Source organism: Alteromonas sp. S167 (assembly GCF_036864375.1).
Taxonomy (GTDB): Bacteria; Pseudomonadota; Gammaproteobacteria; order Enterobacterales; family Alteromonadaceae; genus Alteromonas.
In genome coordinates this window covers 229,816-246,801 of record NZ_JAZETR010000006.1, presented here as the reverse complement: position 1 = coordinate 246,801, position 16,986 = coordinate 229,816, and the positions used below count along the sequence as shown (strand labels likewise).

7 protein-coding genes are annotated in these 16,986 nt (G+C 44.3%); 1 reads left to right on the top strand and 6 read right to left on the bottom strand.

Annotated elements, in window-relative coordinates:
- Positions 1-2: 2 nt before the first annotated feature.
- Positions 3-3,896 (bottom strand): exodeoxyribonuclease V subunit beta, encoded by a 3,894-nt coding sequence (gene recB, locus V7R35_RS11415; RefSeq protein ID WP_334014961.1) that lies wholly within the window; start codon positions 3,894-3,896, stop codon positions 3-5.
- Positions 3,896-7,429 carry an exodeoxyribonuclease V subunit gamma gene (recC, locus tag V7R35_RS11410; protein ID WP_334014960.1) on the bottom strand — a complete coding sequence of 1,178 codons (3,534 nt, stop codon included), beginning with the start codon at positions 7,427-7,429 and terminating at the stop codon, positions 3,896-3,898. Before recC ends, recB begins: the two co-directional genes overlap by 1 nt.
- Before the next feature lie 605 nt (positions 7,430-8,034).
- Between recC and V7R35_RS11405 the strand changes: the two genes are divergently transcribed.
- Positions 8,035-8,691: a dUTP diphosphatase gene (locus tag V7R35_RS11405; protein WP_334014959.1), complete on the top strand. Its 657-nt coding sequence runs from the start codon at positions 8,035-8,037 to the stop codon at positions 8,689-8,691.
- Between the two features lie 89 nt (positions 8,692-8,780).
- Here the strand turns inward: V7R35_RS11405 and V7R35_RS11400 are convergent, their stop codons facing one another.
- The 4 genes from V7R35_RS11400 to V7R35_RS11385 form a co-directional block, all read right to left on the bottom strand.
- Positions 8,781-10,460 carry an AMP-binding protein gene (locus V7R35_RS11400; protein ID WP_334014958.1) on the bottom strand — a complete coding sequence of 560 codons (1,680 nt, stop codon included), beginning with the start codon at positions 10,458-10,460 and terminating at the stop codon, positions 8,781-8,783.
- 223 nt (positions 10,461-10,683) lie between these two features.
- On the bottom strand, positions 10,684-14,868 hold the full coding sequence (locus V7R35_RS11395; protein ID WP_334014957.1) for an EAL domain-containing protein: 4,185 nt from the start codon (positions 14,866-14,868) through the stop codon (positions 10,684-10,686).
- A gap of 179 nt (positions 14,869-15,047) precedes the next feature.
- Complete coding sequence (locus V7R35_RS11390; protein WP_334014956.1) at positions 15,048-16,430, bottom strand: ribonuclease J; 1,383 nt, start codon at positions 16,428-16,430, stop codon at positions 15,048-15,050.
- Positions 16,431-16,568: 138 nt separating this feature from the next.
- Positions 16,569-16,919, bottom strand: a complete 351-nt coding sequence (locus V7R35_RS11385) for a DUF2750 domain-containing protein (protein ID WP_334014955.1) — start codon at positions 16,917-16,919, stop codon at positions 16,569-16,571.
- Positions 16,920-16,986 lie beyond the last annotated feature (67 nt).

Sequence of the window (16,986 nt, the reverse complement as noted above, 5' to 3'; positions counted from 1 at the left end):
TCTTATTCCCATTCATCATCGAACAAAAGCTGCTGCTGGCCACCTTCGGAAATGGGCGAAGAAAGCTTATCTGCTGGCTGCTTTTCTTCTTGCTCTGATGTGTTTACAGATTCTGCTGTCTCCTCAGCCTCATTGTTATTGAAAACGTTGCTACTGAAATCGTTAGTACTAAAAACACTATCAAGTGCATTGAGAATATTGGGTGTGATAGGCGAATAAAACACGCCCTCACCCTTTTCATTTTCTGGGTGCATTCCACGTAAGTACAGATAATACACGCCGCCAAAATGTTCAGTGGCGCTGTAATTGGGTAGTGATTGCTTTAAATATCGGTGCAGTGCTAAGCAATAAATAAGGTATTGAAGGTCGTAAAGGTGATGTTGATTGTTTTCAAACAGTGCCGACGGTGTGTAGCTGTCGACGGTATCGCCAAGCCAAGTAGACTTATAATCCGCCACATAATACTTTCCCTCATGCTCGAAGATTAAATCAATATACCCGTGCATCATGCCCTGCAACGAAGGGGTAAGAAGCTGTGGTGTATCTTGTGCCTCTGTATTCAATATTTGTGCAACGTCTTGTCGATGCGCTTTAAGCACCGAACGTAACCCCTGCCACCGGCTGTCATTCATAGGAAAATAAAACTCGGCCTCTCGCAACGTCTTATCAAGCGGCAAGTCGCTCATAGAAAACAGCATGTTAGGGTACAGCGGCGTTTGCAATACTTCATCAAGCCATTCGTATAACTGTGGTGTACTACGTTGCTCAAGCCCAAATCGCGTCACCAACTCACCACCTGTTTCTTCCCATTCGGGGGCACTAAAATCGTTGTGTTCAAGTAAATCGTGCAGCAAGTTACCTGCACTTGCACCTTTTTCCAAAGTAAAACGAAGCTGGTTCTTGTCTAACCTGTCATTTTCAAAAACACTGTTAAACGGCACGTCTTCAAAGTACACCTCTTCGTCGCGCTGTGTCTGCACTATAGGAATGCTAGGGATGTTTTGAGTGTTTGCTTCGCCAATATTTTTACTGTTGTGTGAAGCTGCTCCACCTGCGAACTGAGTAAGTCGGCTAAGCGCTGAAAATGAATATAGTCGCCAATCCTCACTGGCTGTGCCAGTAAACTGCTGAGCGTGCAACGCATCAATATTTTGGTGTTGTTCAAAGGCGCTATACACTTCATTAAACTCATCGGCATTTATATAGCGAGCATGGGCGTCATGTTCGCTATCGAGAAGCGTTAACGCGTCTTCCCAACTAACCGGTTCGCCAGTATCATCACGCGCTTCGCCTATTTTCATTGCACGCCCTAAAGCGCTTTTCTCGTTTCCATCTAACGGTAGTACGCCCATGTAACATCGATGCGCGGCGCGTGTTACGGCCACATAAGTAAGACGCATATCTTCCGCTTCACCTTCGGCTCGAACCCGCGCTATCGCCTGTTTGGTTTGCCCTAACTGTAGCTGTAAGTCTTCTTTTTCTTCGTCGTAATAGGTAAAAATATGCGACATTGATTTACCGTTACGCGCCGCGTCTTTATATGACGTAGCAAACGGCACAAAAACAATGGGGTATTCCAATCCTTTTGAACCATGCTGAGTAATTAAACGAATTAGCTGATTGTCGCTTTCTAACCTAAGCGTTAGCTCTTCATTGCTGTCTGGCTGGTGAATTTGTTTATTTAGCCAGTCTAGTAATTGCTCGGGTCTTGAGTGCGTGGTGCTCGCTTTCTCAAGCACTTCTGCTAAGTGCTGATAGTTAGTCAGAGCCCGTTCAACATCACCACCATGCGGTACATAGCTGTTTTTCAGCAAGTAAAGCAACACACTCATACAGCCTTTTTGAAGCCACATATCGCGGAGCATTAGTACTTTTTCAAAGGCCTCATCCCACAGAGCATCATCTTCTTGGTACAACAGCGAAATAAGCGTTTGCGCACTATAACCCCACAGTGCCGATGCTAAACTAGATGCTACTTTACGTGTATCGCTTGCATGCCAAATACCATTGAGTAAACGCAGTACGTCTTTAGCTTCTGGCGACGTAAATAAATTACTTCTGTCGCTTAGATAAACGGTGCTAAGCCCCTTCTGCTGCAGCACGTATTTAATGATGTTGGCTTCACCTCTGTCTTTTACCAAAATGGCAATATCAGCAGGACGAACAGGTCGTGTTGTTTCTGTTTGAAAATGCGCTTCGTTCAAAAGGCGATAGATTTCTTGTGCTATCCATTGCGCCATTCCTCGACGCATCGAAGTGGTGTCTTGCTTGTCTTGCAAGTACATGGCTACGTAGTTCATTGACTTGCGTTCGTCGTGTGTATCGACAAGCGGCGTTTTAGCGGCAGCGGCTTTGCTTGTGAATTCAACGGGTGTGTATTGAATATCAAACCCAAAAACATCTGACGATTGATTATTGGCAACAGGCGCACCATAAAACAGGCGATTATAGGCTTTCACCATGCCTTCAACCGAGCGCCAGTTCGTGTTCATCACCCAGCGATAATCGGCTTGTCTCCCCGCCTTAAGGTAGGTAAATATATCTCCGCCGCGAAAGCGATAAATTGCCTGTTTAGGATCGCCAATCATCAGTAACGCACTGTTAGAAGACTCACTTTTATGATTGGAAGCTAAATCCGCTGTCGGTACTTCATTGCTCGGCGCGTTTTCATATACAGCGTCTAAAATGGCGTACTGGTTGGCATCTGTATCTTGAAACTCATCGATAAGCGCTACCGGAAATCGCTTGCGAAGCTGTGGCACCAGTGTGTTGTTAGGTTTCACTACTTCATCTGCAAGCATGCGAATAAGATCATCGAAATCGATAAGTCCCAACTGTTTTTTCTGTTTAGCGACGCGCTGCTTTATAAATAAAATGGCATCGTTAACTAACTTAAACACGGGGATTTGCGACAGCGCGGCATCGCGTTCTTCAACCGCGGCATCAATGGCTTTTACCAGTGTTTTGATAGGCGTAAGCAACTCTTTTACACCAGATTTATTACGGGCATATCGCCTAGCATCAAGGAAAGCCTGTGCCGAGGCGGGAGCAACCTCATAATTTTGTTTATCTATTCGCTGTTGCAGCCATAGCTTTAGGGCCTCAAGCTCCTGCGGGCGCTCTTTTTTGTGCGCTGGTGTTTTTATTAGCTGTTCGTGAAGCAGCTGCTCATTGTCTTCAATTGCCCGAAGCATATCGCTGAAAACGTAAAGTGCAGTACCTTCGTTACTGTTTAAGCCTGTGACAAATGCGGTTTGAATTTGCGCTTCGTCGAGCAAGTTAGGCGTTAGTGTGCTTCTAATGCTGCCATTGAAGTCGTTCAACAACCGCTCTGGCACATGCCAGCCAGACTGCGCCAATAACATAAAGCTTTCTTCATCGTTACTGATTTGGCGTATAAAGTCCTCTGCCGCCTGCAGATAAAGCTCGCTGGTATCATTACCTAGGTTTAACGTCATGGCGAAACCGCTGTTAAAAGCCATTTGTGCAATAACATGCTGACAAAACCCATGAATGGTAAACACTGACGCTTCGTCAAGTTCTAGCTGCGCCGCGTGCAGTCGCGACAAACATTCATCTATATCGTTGTTGTTGAACAGATGCTTGTACACGTCGTCACAATCGTCATCAATGACATTGTCATTGTGTTTTGCTTGCTGCCATATATGCGTGGCTTCACGCAGCGTTTTCGCCACACGACCTTTTATCTCTTCTGTCGCCGCTTTAGTGAATGTCATCACTAGTATCTCTTTTACGCTGCGCTTTTCCTCTAACAACAAACGTAAATAAAGGCGAGTAATATTAAATGTTTTTCCTGTGCCAGCACTGGCTTCAATCAGGTGTCTACCGCGCAGCGGCATGTTCACTACATCAAGTAATTTGGCATTGTTCGTCATTACAATGTCTCCTCTTGTGCAGCATTTGCCACCATGGAAAACAACACAAAAGCGTGCTGTGCTGGCATATCAGTCCAGGTTACGCCATCAGGAAATAGCCACTTAAGATAAGGGTTATTTACCATATCAGCGCTAAATTGACCTGTAGACTGTAGCCAGGTTTTAATTGCTTTTTCAGCAGATGATCCGTGAAGAAAGTCGGTGATATCGCGCAAAACATCTGCTGCTTTTTGAGCATTCTCGCTTGATGCAGTTCCTTGCATGTCGTTGTAGGTTTGCAAACATTGTTGAGACAATTCACCAAAAAGGGGCGGTTGAATTTCTGCCACGATGGCTGCGCTGTCTGACTTTCTCTTGCCCGGAACAATTTCTGCGAACAAGCTGCTATACATTGGTGTTGGCGACGAATAAAGCGCTACGAAAAGATGCTCAATAAATAGCAATACATCTTTCGCTGTCTCGGCGTCAAACGGAGTGTAATGACGCTTCATCAATTTAATATCACCTTTGTCCCAATCGCAGAAAAACACATCTAGTGGATAGTGTTGATAATGGCCTTCTGCGCCCTGTGCGCAAAATACTAATTGCGTGATGAAATACTCAAGAGCGCGTTTTACGTTTACTTTACCCGCACTCAGCAACACCAGCGCGTCGCTAGCGGCGTAAGCATTGGCAGTTATGGTGATGTGTTGCCCAGTAAATACAGCTGTTTTAAGGTCGGCGTCATGTGGCCCCATTGCTTGGTTTAGCGCTAACGCACCTTCTTTCCACATTTTAAGTTCTTCTTTGGCAACAGGGTTATTTGGTATGTCACCCCTAAGTGCCGCAAATTCGACAACTTGTTCACTGTAATGCTGTGAGCTGTTAACTTGCTCTGTTGAAACGGCTCTACTTGGCGAAGAAAAAATAGCGTCTAGCACTTGATAACGCACCAGCGCATTGGTTTCGAAGGGTTCACTGTTTTCAAGCAATGTAAACGATTGTGACAAGTTAACGCCTAATCGCTGTGTAGCAAAATAATCTAGAGGGTCGTCAAACGCTCGTGCAATCTGACTGGCACTGAAGCGCGCTTGACCATCAAACTCGGTAGGTATTTCAATAGCAGGTGACGTGTTCTTTGCATTAATTACGCCCTCGTCAACATTGCCTTTTGATTGTTTTAGCGCTTGCGCAAGCCGAAGCCAACCCGTTTCGTAACTAGGTATACTGCCTGCAAAGGCAGTTTCGCTAAACGGATGTAACGCGGCGTGTTTCACATAATGAGGTAACTCAACGTTATAGCCTATTTCTAGCATTTCAAGAAACTCAGCCAGTACTAAGCTGGGCTGGCGCTCACTGTTATTAGTTACATCGTTACCTTGGTAGCTTAGATATAGGCCTTCACGGCTCGACACTATTGCTTCGAGAAACAAGTAGCGATCTTCCAATCGACGAGAGCGGTCGCCAAGGCGCCGCTCAGGGCCTGCCATTAAATCGAGCCCTAAGGGAGTAGATTTACGCGGGAATTCGCTGTCGTTCAGCCCTAAAATACACACTTTTTTAAACGGAATACTACGCATGGGGAGCATAGAACATACCGTTACTTGCCCCGTCATAAAGTGGTTGCCAGCATCAGGCGATGAAAATCTATTTAACAGTAGCTCTCTCACTTGGCGAAGTGTTAGCTTATGGCTGTAATCGGCCTCTTCACAGCGCGCAGCCAGGTCCGCCGCAACTTTTGCTATTAAATCCCAACTTTGATCTTGCTCTCGGGTGGGCTTAAAACAGGCATCACGAAGTGCTATTAAATCGCGTCCCCACTCGCTTGGCGTTCTCGCTACGGTCAACGATGTAGAAAACTCTCCCAGCAACTGAATTACATCTATCAGTTTTCCTAATGTCAGGGTACTTTGCCCCTCAACATCTGGAATAGTAAGTAGGTGTTCTACTTTCATTTCACTGTCGGGCGCCAGCATGCCCATTAGCAATCGGCGGATGCCCCACCACCAGCTGTAAGTATCGTCACACGCTTCATTTTCAGACACTATTGACTTATGGCCTGCGTTTAAGCCCCAATGTATGTGCGCTTGCTTTAGCCATACCGTCATTTGATCAATATCGTCTTGCGACACATCGAAGCGCTGCTGAACTGCATCTAACTGCAAGTAATCCATTACATCCGACACACCAAACCGACTATCAGGTAGCTGTAAAAGTGCCATAAACGCAGCAATAAGTGGCTCGGCATCCATAGGGCTTCTGTCGGCAATTGAGCATGGTAAACGCACGGGACCGTTATCTTGCAGTGGCTTTGTGCCAACACGATGAAAAACAGTGTCTACAAAAGGAGCGTAGTTTTCTATGGCCGGACACATCACTAATATATCGGACGGTGTACGCGAAGGATCCTGAGATAACCAATGCAGAAGATGGTCGTGAAGTACTTGCACTTCGCGCAACGCTGAATGCGCACACATTACGGTTACACTGTCATCGTCAGGCTTTATAGCGCGGTTTGAAACGGGTTTAATAGCCTGAAGTACATCGTCGTGAATGTAGTCGAGTAAACTAAAACCGTGCTCGCTATTGGCGTCATTAATATCGGCACTGTTACTAATTGGGGGTTCACTGAATCGCGGTGCATCAAAAGCACTAATTTCAAACGTGTCTAACTCGGTAAGTAAATTAAACAACTCTCTGCCTTGCTTACCTAAATTACCCAACAAAGGGTTTGACTGATCTTGTTCCATCCACTTATCAAGGCCTTCGGTACGAAGCTGCCTGGCTTGCTCGGCGTTACTTTTTGCATCACCCCAATAGTTTACGCTGGGGTTAAGGTGGAAAATGTGAATATCGATATGTGCTGCAAGGGCGTCAAAGAATGCAATGAGCTGAGGAGCCATAGTATTAATGGCAAATACAATGACACGCTGAGGTAAGTTATCTGGAACATTCCCCGCCTCAAGTGCTTCAAGGGTCATCTGGTGTAAACGCGCAGGGTGCAGCGGCTGGCTTTTAGTCAGTTCTCGCCATATTTCGCTTTGCCACACTTCCATGTCATCAAACACAACACGTTCGTTATTTTCCCATGCAAACAACCAATCGGGTCGGTAAAGCAGATATTGCTCGTATACATCGGCCAATGCAGTGGCTAATTGTAACCTTTGAACACCTTGTTCTTGCTCGTTTCCCGCCGTTGCCCAGTACTTTGTTACTTGCTCGAACGCGGGCGTATCTATCAACGATTTATCTTGCAGCAAATTATCTATTCGCCACGTTAACACTTCCCGTCGATAAGGTGACTGTTTAGGTACGGTATCACTGCCTAACACAGTGCGCGCGGTATTCCACATAAAGCGCACTGGTAAAGGAAAGTCGATATTCATTGCCACACCCTGCTCGCGGGCAAGCTGCATGCTTATCCAATGCTGCATACCAGGGCTTTCAACCAAAATGGTCTCGGGTACAAAAATACCCGTAGGCTGTTGCTTTAGTAGCGTTGTAAGAAGAAAACTTAAGTGTTCAAGCTTGTTTGAGGGATAAAGCGCGAGCAATCTAAAAATCCTTTATGCAGCATGGCGTTAAATCGCAACCAAAGCTCACTAAAGCTTAGTTACGCCAGTTTTGTAAGGTAGATACAACCGTAGAATGAGTGTAACTCAAGAAAGTGGTAAGAGGGAAATAAAGCTATCTTTTGCCGAGACAAACACAATGCACATAATAGAATAGCACCATGCGCTAAAAAAAACCCATACAGACCTCAGGACACGAAAAATCTGTATGGGTAAGGTTTACGGGCCATCCAGTAACAACGTGAAAAAGCGTTGCCTGGCACTTACTCACGTTAGCGTTACCACATAGCACTGTTAACACTTTTAGGTTTTGCAGGTTCAATGCCAACATTAAAATCAATATAAATCATGCACTTAAAAATTTAAACATAAAGTATAAATGACATTGTGCGTTAAGTGTGGTGCAAGCGCACCAAAAGCAAGCAAGCCATAATATTGATCGGCAACCTACATATTTTTTGGTTACGTGAACTCCCCTTTTAAAATAGAGACTGACATTTTTGGGTTTGCTCAATTAAACGGTTTTGCTTCCCTACGCTATCCAGTACAATTTGTGCGTTATCGTTCATCATAATTCAGGAGCCTCGATGTTAAGTGCGCAACAGCTAGCGACCATGCTAAACCTACAAGATAAAATGAATAAAAAGGTAAACCCAGATTGGCTAAACGCAGGCTACGGATATTTGCGCGCCGCAATGGTAGAGTCGGTAGAAGCGATAGAGCACCATGGCTGGAAATGGTGGAAGGCACAACAAAAAGATTTGCCTCAGTTACAAATGGAGCTTGTTGATATATGGCATTTTGCGCTTAGCGCCTGCATTATTGACTATAAAGGCGATGTTGATGCGTCGGCGCAGAGTATTGCGGCAGAGCTTGCTAGCGGAAATACAACGGTGTCGTTCGATGGTAAAGACTACGACGCTTCTATGCAGTCCCTGCTTGATAACCTTGAGTTAATGACGGGTTTATGTGCAGCAAAACGTTTCAGCGTTCCGCTTTTCATGTTTATTGTTACTCAGTGCGATATGTCGGCTGATGAACTTTACCGCCAGTACGTTGGCAAAAACGTGCTTAACTTCTTCCGTCAGGATAACGGCTATAAAGAAGGCAGCTATATTAAAATGTGGAATGGCCGCGAAGATAATGAACATTTGGTAGAAGTTATGGATGCGCTAGATTTAAGCAAGCCAGAGTTTAGTGACTTAGTGTACGATGGTTTGAAAGCACGCTACCCACAAGCTTAAGCGTTAAGCTTAGCGTTCAAGTAGTTCAAAACACATAAAAAAGGCGCTTTAATAAGCGCCTTTTTCGAATGAAGCAAGGTTACGGTTTTTTAAGCATCAACCCAAACCAGCTTTTCGCTGTAAGACCCCTGAATAATTTCTTCGAACCGCTCTTCTAGCACATGTCGCTTCACTTTAAGCGTAGGCGTAAGCAAGTCGTTTTCTATACTCCATTCGTTTTTCATTATTACCACCCTGTCCATTACCTGATGGCTTTCTAACTTAGCATTAATGGCATCGAATGTTTTCTTCAAGCTCGCTTCTATACCTGCTTTATCTTTTTTCTGCGCATCTTCACTAAGTACTAATAACGCAACTGGCTGCGGTAGGTTATTACCTGTAACACATACCTGCTCAACAATTGGGTTTTCCATGAACTTGGCTTCTATGGGAGCTGGTGTGACGTATTTGCCTTTGGCCGTTTTGAAGATATCTTTCAAACGACCGGTAATCTTCACATAGCCATCGGCATCAATAACGCCCTTATCACCAGTGCGAAGATAACCGTCTTCGGTAAACACTTCTGCAGTTTTTTCAGGCTCTAGATAGTATTCCAGCATATTACATGGAGACTTAACCTGAATTTCACCCTCTTCAGACGTGCGAATATCCACGCCGTCATATGGACGACCTATACAGCCTATTTTATCGTGTCTGAAAGGCACACTTCCCGTTCCGTATGCACTATTTTCAGTCATTCCCCAGCCTTCAGAAATGTTGATACCGATTTTAGCAAACCACTCGATAACCGCTGGCGCCAAAGGTGCTGAACCGCTTGCCCACAAACGCGCATTATTAATGCCCAAGCCATTGCGAATTTTCTTCGCAACCACTTTGTTTAGGAATGGAATTTTAAGTAATACATCTAACTTTTTCTGTGGCATTTTTGCCAGCACGCCCATTTGGAACTTAGTCCACAAACGAGGCACAGAAATAAACAATGTTGGTTGGCAATGGGCCACATCTCTCTGGAATGTAGAGAGATCTTCAACAAAGTGTATTTTACCACCACTATAATAGCTCGAAAGTTCTACCAATACGCGTTCGGTAATATGCGCAAGTGGCAAGTAACTCATTGTTCTATCGTTTTTATTGATGCCAAGCTGATCAAGTGAGCGACGCGCTGCCCAGCATGCCGTGTTATAGCTATGCACAACACCTTTTGGCTGGCCTGTGCTACCAGAGGTATAGATGATCGTCATAACATCATCCATGTCTTGAACCGGCATGTCGCTAATTGGCTCAATATCTACAAATTCGTCCCATTGTTGCTTTGTCGCAATATTTGGGTATGGGAACGCTACCGTTAGATACTCGCTAGGAATAGAAGCTACTTGCTCTGCCGTATTATCGAGTTTTCCGACAAAGAGTAGCTGTACGTCTGCGTGCTTTAGCACATATTGAACAGTATCTGGACCTGCAGTTGAAAAGATAGGAACCGAGATATGCCCAGCCATCATGATGCCAAGGTCAGTGATAAACCATTCAGCACAGTTCTTTGAGAAAATGCCTATGCGGCTTCCCTTCGGCAAGCCCATTTCACGTAAACGAGCAGCAACCCTGCGCGCTTGCTCTCCTACTTGTTTCCAAGTTAGGTCGTGATATTCACCTTTAATAGGCTGAGTAAGAAATACCTCGTCTCCACGGGTTTGTTCCCAGTGGTATAACATAGTTAATGGCGATTTTATTACTTCCGTGCTGTTGGCGTCTGCTGTCATATCTAGCGGCATAGTTCACTCATTTGTTGTTATAATGTAGTTCATTTTTACAATGATTTCACAGACTTCTAATAATCCTTATTTTTAACAGAATAACAAGCTTTTTAAACAAGCGTTTACATTCTTATGCGACGAACGACGTGGGATAACGGGTAGAATTGAAATTTCTTATAGTCGATACTTTCGATTTATGATGGTCCTATCTCTTAATAGAACCATCTCTCTAAGCCTATGTTTATTGCGGATTTACCCAAGATTTAAACAGCAGAGGTTTAACCTCGTTTGCTGTACAAGGCTTGGCATAAAAATAGCCTTGGTGGAAATAACAGTCTTTTTTCAGTAACTCTTCAACCTGCTCTTTTGTCTCAACACCTTCAGCAACACAGCTCATGTTCAAGCTTGTGGCAAGGGTGATGGTGGTAGCCACAAGTGCTTCATTCGCATTACCCGGCGCCATTTCGTTAACAAAGCTTTTATCGATTTTAAGCACCGATAACGGATAACGCTTTAAGTAGCTCAACGATGAGTAACCTGTACCGAAGTCATCAAGTGCAAGCACAAAGCCCTCGTCAACAAAGCGCTGAATTTGACGTAACGCATTGTCGCTGTCATCCATCAATACGCCTTCGGTGATTTCAAAGCGGAACGCTTCTTTTGGCAAGTCATATTCATCGAGCAAAGCAAACACGCCATTCAAATCGAATTCGGTTTTAAAATGCAGCGCTGAAAGGTTTATCGACACAAAACCTGTAAAACCGTCTTTGTACCAGTTTGCTAAGTCTTCGGCCGAACGGCGCATGGCTTTGCGCGTTACTTCAATGATGTATTTTAGCTCTTCTAACACCGGGATGAACTGATCAGGATATAAAGGTTCACTTTCAAGCGTGCCACGAAGCAGCAATTCCACGCCAACCGTTTTGTTTGAACGGGCATCAATAATAGGCTGGTAGTGGTTATAGAAGGCATCTTCTGAGTACGCTTTCTTCACTTTATTCTCTAACTGTAAGCGGGTCTTCGCACGCTCATTCATGTCTTTTGTGAAATACGTAAAGCCGCTAAGTGCGTCTTTTTTCGCGGTGTACATTGCCACATCGGCTTGCTTAATAAGCTCAGCTGGCTCAGAGGCATCCTCTGGATAAAATGCCACACCAATACTGCACGATACTCTTAACACTTCTTCAGCAAGGGATATCGGTGTTTCAACCGAGTCGATGATTTGCCCTACAAATGAGCTTAAATCATCATCATTGGTTACTTCCTCGATAACGATAACAAACTCATCGCCACCCAATCTTGCCACCGTGCCGGAATCGGCAACTAGATTTCTCATACGATTTGCCACAATACGCAGCAGTTTATCGCCATAGTCATGGCCTAATGAGTCATTGATTCCCTTAAACCTATCAAGGTCGACGAACATTACGGCAACTCTGTGCTTGTGATGCCTAGCAAGCCCTATTGCATGTTCTAGTCTATCGAGCAGAAGCGTGCGATTAACCAACCCTGTTAAATTATCGTAGGTGGCTATTTTGAGTAGTTTTCGCTCGGCATTTTTTTGCTCAGTAATATCTGAGATAACAATTAAGTAGTGCTCTGGCGCGTTGCTTTCACCACTTACAGCGGTTATGTCTATTAGCACGTCGTAACGTTTACCGTCAGCTCCATCAATTACGGCTTCATCTTTGAAGAAATCGCCTCCCTGCATGTCAGGTAATTTACCTGAAAGCTGACGGTTTAAATTTGGATAGCGTGTATATAGCTTTGCTAACTGCTTAGGAAGAGGTTCCCTTTTATTAAACCCAAATACCTGTTCAAACGCGGGATTTGCCGCAACCAAGCGCTTATCTTCATCGAAAATTAAGACCCAATCGCGAGTTTGCCTGAATGCATCACTAAAAAGCGTTACCTGTTGTTGTGCACTTTGAAGTTGGTAAATTTGTCGCTGCCTTGAAAGTAAGTAAGCCACAAACAGTGCCACCAGTAAGGTAGCGTAAATACTATAAGCCAACGGCGAGCGAAGAGGAGCATAAGGCATGGACAAGGTAATTTCGGCGGGTAACACGGTAAAATCAAAGCTGCCAGGCGTTGGAGATACTGAAAATACATACTCACCGGGTTCAATATTAGCGAAGGTAATTTTAGCGTCTTCAGTTAACCCTTCGGTAACAATGCGGTCGTTATCAAGCAGCTTATAATAATATTTCACTTTGCCAATGCCCGACATTGCGAGTGCCGAAAAATGAATGGTTAAACCGTAGTCCTCATAATCCAAATCGAAATGGCTTTCATGTAGGTTTTTAATAGGCTGTGGCACTAACCTGTTGTCTACCGCGACTTGAGTGATGGCAGTTTGCTTACTGATAAGGCTGCGTGAAGACTCTAAGCTCTCTAACTGAGACGCGGAAAACACTACAGCGCCACTTGTAGAGCCATAGGCAAAGCGTCCATCATTTAGCTTAATAAAAGCACCTTGGTTAAATTCAGAAACACTTAATTCTCTACCATAGATAAAGTTATTTATCTGGCCTGTGGACGGGTCGTACTTGTGCAACCCTTTGTGAGAACTAAACCAAATATTGCCCAACTCATCTTTTTGCAATCCATAAACAAGATTCGAGAGAAGAATGTTGGTATCGTTTAAATTATAAAGCGGCTCAAACGTGTCAGCGTCTATCCCTATCAAGCCCACACTGTCATAAGCAAGCCACAACACTCCGATGTCATCAATTACCCAAGATGATATCGAGCGTCCCTGACCACGCTGTTGTTCCGAGAAGCGATAAACAAGCTCATGCTCGAATGTTTTTGGATCGACTAACCACAAACCACCTTCAGTCGCAAAGAACAAGCGGTTTCCGTGATATTTTGACTCACCCAAAAAGCCTACAGAGAAATTGATATCGAAAATACGTGGGTCTAGTGACAACGTATTTACTGAGGATGATGCAATATCGTAAGCGTAAAAATTTTCATTACCGATAAAATATAAAATGCCATCACTTGAAAGCGTCGTGCCTGCACTGTAAGCATCAAAGATAGTCTCTTCTGCACCACTACTAACTGGCGGCCTTCTTGTTTCGCCGGTTACCGTATTAAACAGCCTGATACCGTCATAGGTTTGAAGCAGCAATTCGCCTGTAGGCATGGGAATGATCCGTTCAATGGTGCCTTCACCCACGTAGGTATTTTCGCCTTCTGCATAAAGATACTTTTCAGACTCCCCTGTTGAGAAGTCGTAGTTATTAAGCCCGTTTGAGGTACCCACCCACATTTTACCAGGCTCAGTTTCTGCAAAAGCCCACACAACAGGACTTGAAAGTGTTTGTTCTTTGCCGCTTCGCTGGTTCTGAATAGCGTAGATATCGGCACTTTTAACACCGAAATACAGCGCGCCCGCGTAAACAGAGCTTAACCACAAATTGTTAGTTTCGTCTTTTTCGATTGCCGTTATTTTTTTGTCTGAAACTTCAGTAAAACCGTTGTGAGGTTCAAGGATATGCTCACTCTTCCAGCCGGTCGCGGTATCGCTAAGCATGTACAAGCCCTTGTTCGTGCCTACCCAAAACGCATCGTTCTTAAACTGTTCCATTGTCCATACATTTCTATCGGCAATAGCTACCTTAAACTGACTTTCAGCGCTGTGTCTCACCTGCCCTACAAAATCTTTCACTGTGGAAACATAAACGCCTTGCACAGTAGATATCCACACGCGCTCATCTTCATCATGCAAAAGAAACTTCGCATTAGCGTTGTCTAGGTTTTCTTCAATACCGTTTAAGTAATCTAGCTTTTCCAATGGTGAGTTGGGTTCGCCTAACACCTTTGTGTAAACGCCTGCAGTAGTTGCCATTACAAGAATGTTTTCCACCACCATAGCAGCGCGAATGCTTTGGAAGTTCTTTATCGCTTCATCAGGCAATATGGCGAGAGTTTCAAGTGTTTTGGTTTTAACGTTGTAGCGCTGCACTTGCTCAGAGAGTGCAATAACAATATTGTCCTCATCTTGCCAGTGAAAGTCTTGGGCATATTGCGTGAAGTCTTCGAAATTTTTATAAGCTGTGGGTTCTAGTTGCACAACTTCTTGAGTTGCCAAATCTAGGTAAAAAACACCTTGCCCATAAACGCTAAACCACAGCGCATCACAGTCTTGTAACGACAGCTTATTGATGTAAGCGTCTACAAGGGAATTATCAGGGCCGGTTACACGTCGCGTTCTAACACCATCCCAACGAACCAGGCCACCCTCGGTTGCTATCCATACGAAACCGGATGCATCTATTTCAATGTCAGTAACAATATCTTGCGGCAAACCATTCTTAGTAGAAAGAGACTGGAAAACAGGGTTGTTTAGCCTTGGCGAAGCGTCAGCGTGAACGCTAATAAAAAGAAGGAGCAGTGAAAGGAAACTAAAACATTTCATACCAAGAGGGTCGCTTTAATTCATTATTGTTATTTTGCGTACAAGTGTACCAGATTGTTTTAAAGATGGGCAATGCAGAAGGCATTCTTATTTACATAACAGAACAACACATAACTCATTGATGAATAATATATAATTACCAAAAAATTCACCAAGGATAGTAAACTGATTAGCAACAATTAATCTTGCTGTACTGGCACACGACCTACGGGCACTACCTGGCGACGAATACTTGGCTGAGGAGCAATGCGATATAAGTCACCATTCTGACCAACATAGTGCTTACTTACTCCGCACGTTTTGGCAATATCTGCATGAGCCTGCAAATGCTCGTGCTCTCCATGTACAGGAATGGCGATTTGTGGCTTGACCCAGTGATACATTAATTTCAATTCTTCGGCACAAGGGTGGCCGCTTGCATGGATGGGCAGCGGACTGTCTTCACTATGGATAACAGAAACGCCTTTCGCTTTTAAGGCGTCGCTTAGCTTTTTAACGCTAACTTCATTACCTGGAATCACAATAGAAGAAAATAGTACGGTGTCGCCTTTATCTAATTGAAGATGAGGATGCGTATCTTTGGCAAAACGAGAAAGTGCCGTGTTGCGCTCCCCTTGGCTACCTGTTGCAATAGCAAGCACTTCATTTGGCGGTAAATATCCTAAATGGCTTGGGTCAGCTATGGGAAGATCATCTGGCCATATACCCTGCTGGCGAGCAATAGCATACATGTTCACTAGTGAGCGACCATAAAGACCTACATAACGATTAGTCTTTTGTGCCACCCGTGCTATTGAAATTAATCGTGCAACGTTGCTGCCAAAGCATCCGACGACAACACGGCCTCTGAGGCCTTTTATCGTACTGAGTAGGCCGTCATAACAGTTTCTTTCAGAAATCGAGAAACCCGTTTTAGGCGCGTTAGTAGAATCACCTACTAGCGCCATTATATTTTCTTCAGCTAACGCTTTGTATAGCTTTGCATTGAAAGGCTTGCCGGTTATTGGATTGGCGTCTATTTTCCAATCTGCCGTATGCAGAACCGTACCAGCCTCGGTGCTAATCTTAAGGGCAAACGGTTCTGGTAAAGAATGCGTTATCTCTAGCCATGTAACAGAGAACGGGCCAATTTGTTTGGTGCTGCCGGCATCAACTTCGATAATAGGTATTTTATTAGCCAATTTACTTCGAGAGAGCTTACGCCTTAAGACTTCTGCAGTAAAAGGCGTTGTATAAATTGGCTTTTGCAGCCTCTGCCATAAATACGGAATAGCACCCACATGATCTTCATGCGCATGAGTAATAACTATTCCAGCAAGGGTTTCTTTTTGATTTGCGATAAAAGAGGGATCGGGTGCTACTACACGGTGGGTAACCCCCTTGGTAAGCGAATTGTCAGCTTTCTGTTGCTTGTAAGGCGGCGTGAGTGGTTCATCGAAAGATACGCCGCAATCAACCATTAACCAGCTTCCATTATGGCCATAGAGATTAAGATTCATCCCTATCTCACCTGTTCCTCCTAGCGGAACAAACCACAAATCCTCCAAAGATGGTTGCAACAAACTGAACTTACCTCATAAATATTGTGTTTTTAATGCAGAAGTACGCGTATCGTTGAACTATCACTGTTGCATGAACACTCAAGCACCTTACGCCTTTTTGATATTTATGATAAGGCGCCATTCGCTAACCGGATCACCCTACAGCTGTTCCGCGAACTCTTCAGGCGTTATCACTTCTCCGTCTTCACCGGGTACAGGGCATACTATTACCATTAATTCATCTTGGGCCATGCCGGGCACCCATTTCGCAAGGAAGTCTTTCGTAGAAATTTCCATTGCCTCACAGTGTTCCCAATCTTCGGTAGCCCAAAGCAGAGCAAGCGATGCATCTGGCCATACAGGAACGCCATCTTCTTCGTCCGTTGTTAACATGACGCAGCCATGCTCATCTTTTAAAATAAAGAGCTTTTGTTCTGTCTTAATAGTTTCCAAGCTTGACGTCATGCGTTGAACAGCATTTTTTTCTAATAGTGGATGTAAATCCGACATAGGAATTTCTCACAATGCGTATTGAGTTGAAGTTTGATTAAGTAAGTGTAGCTGCTTACTGTAACCT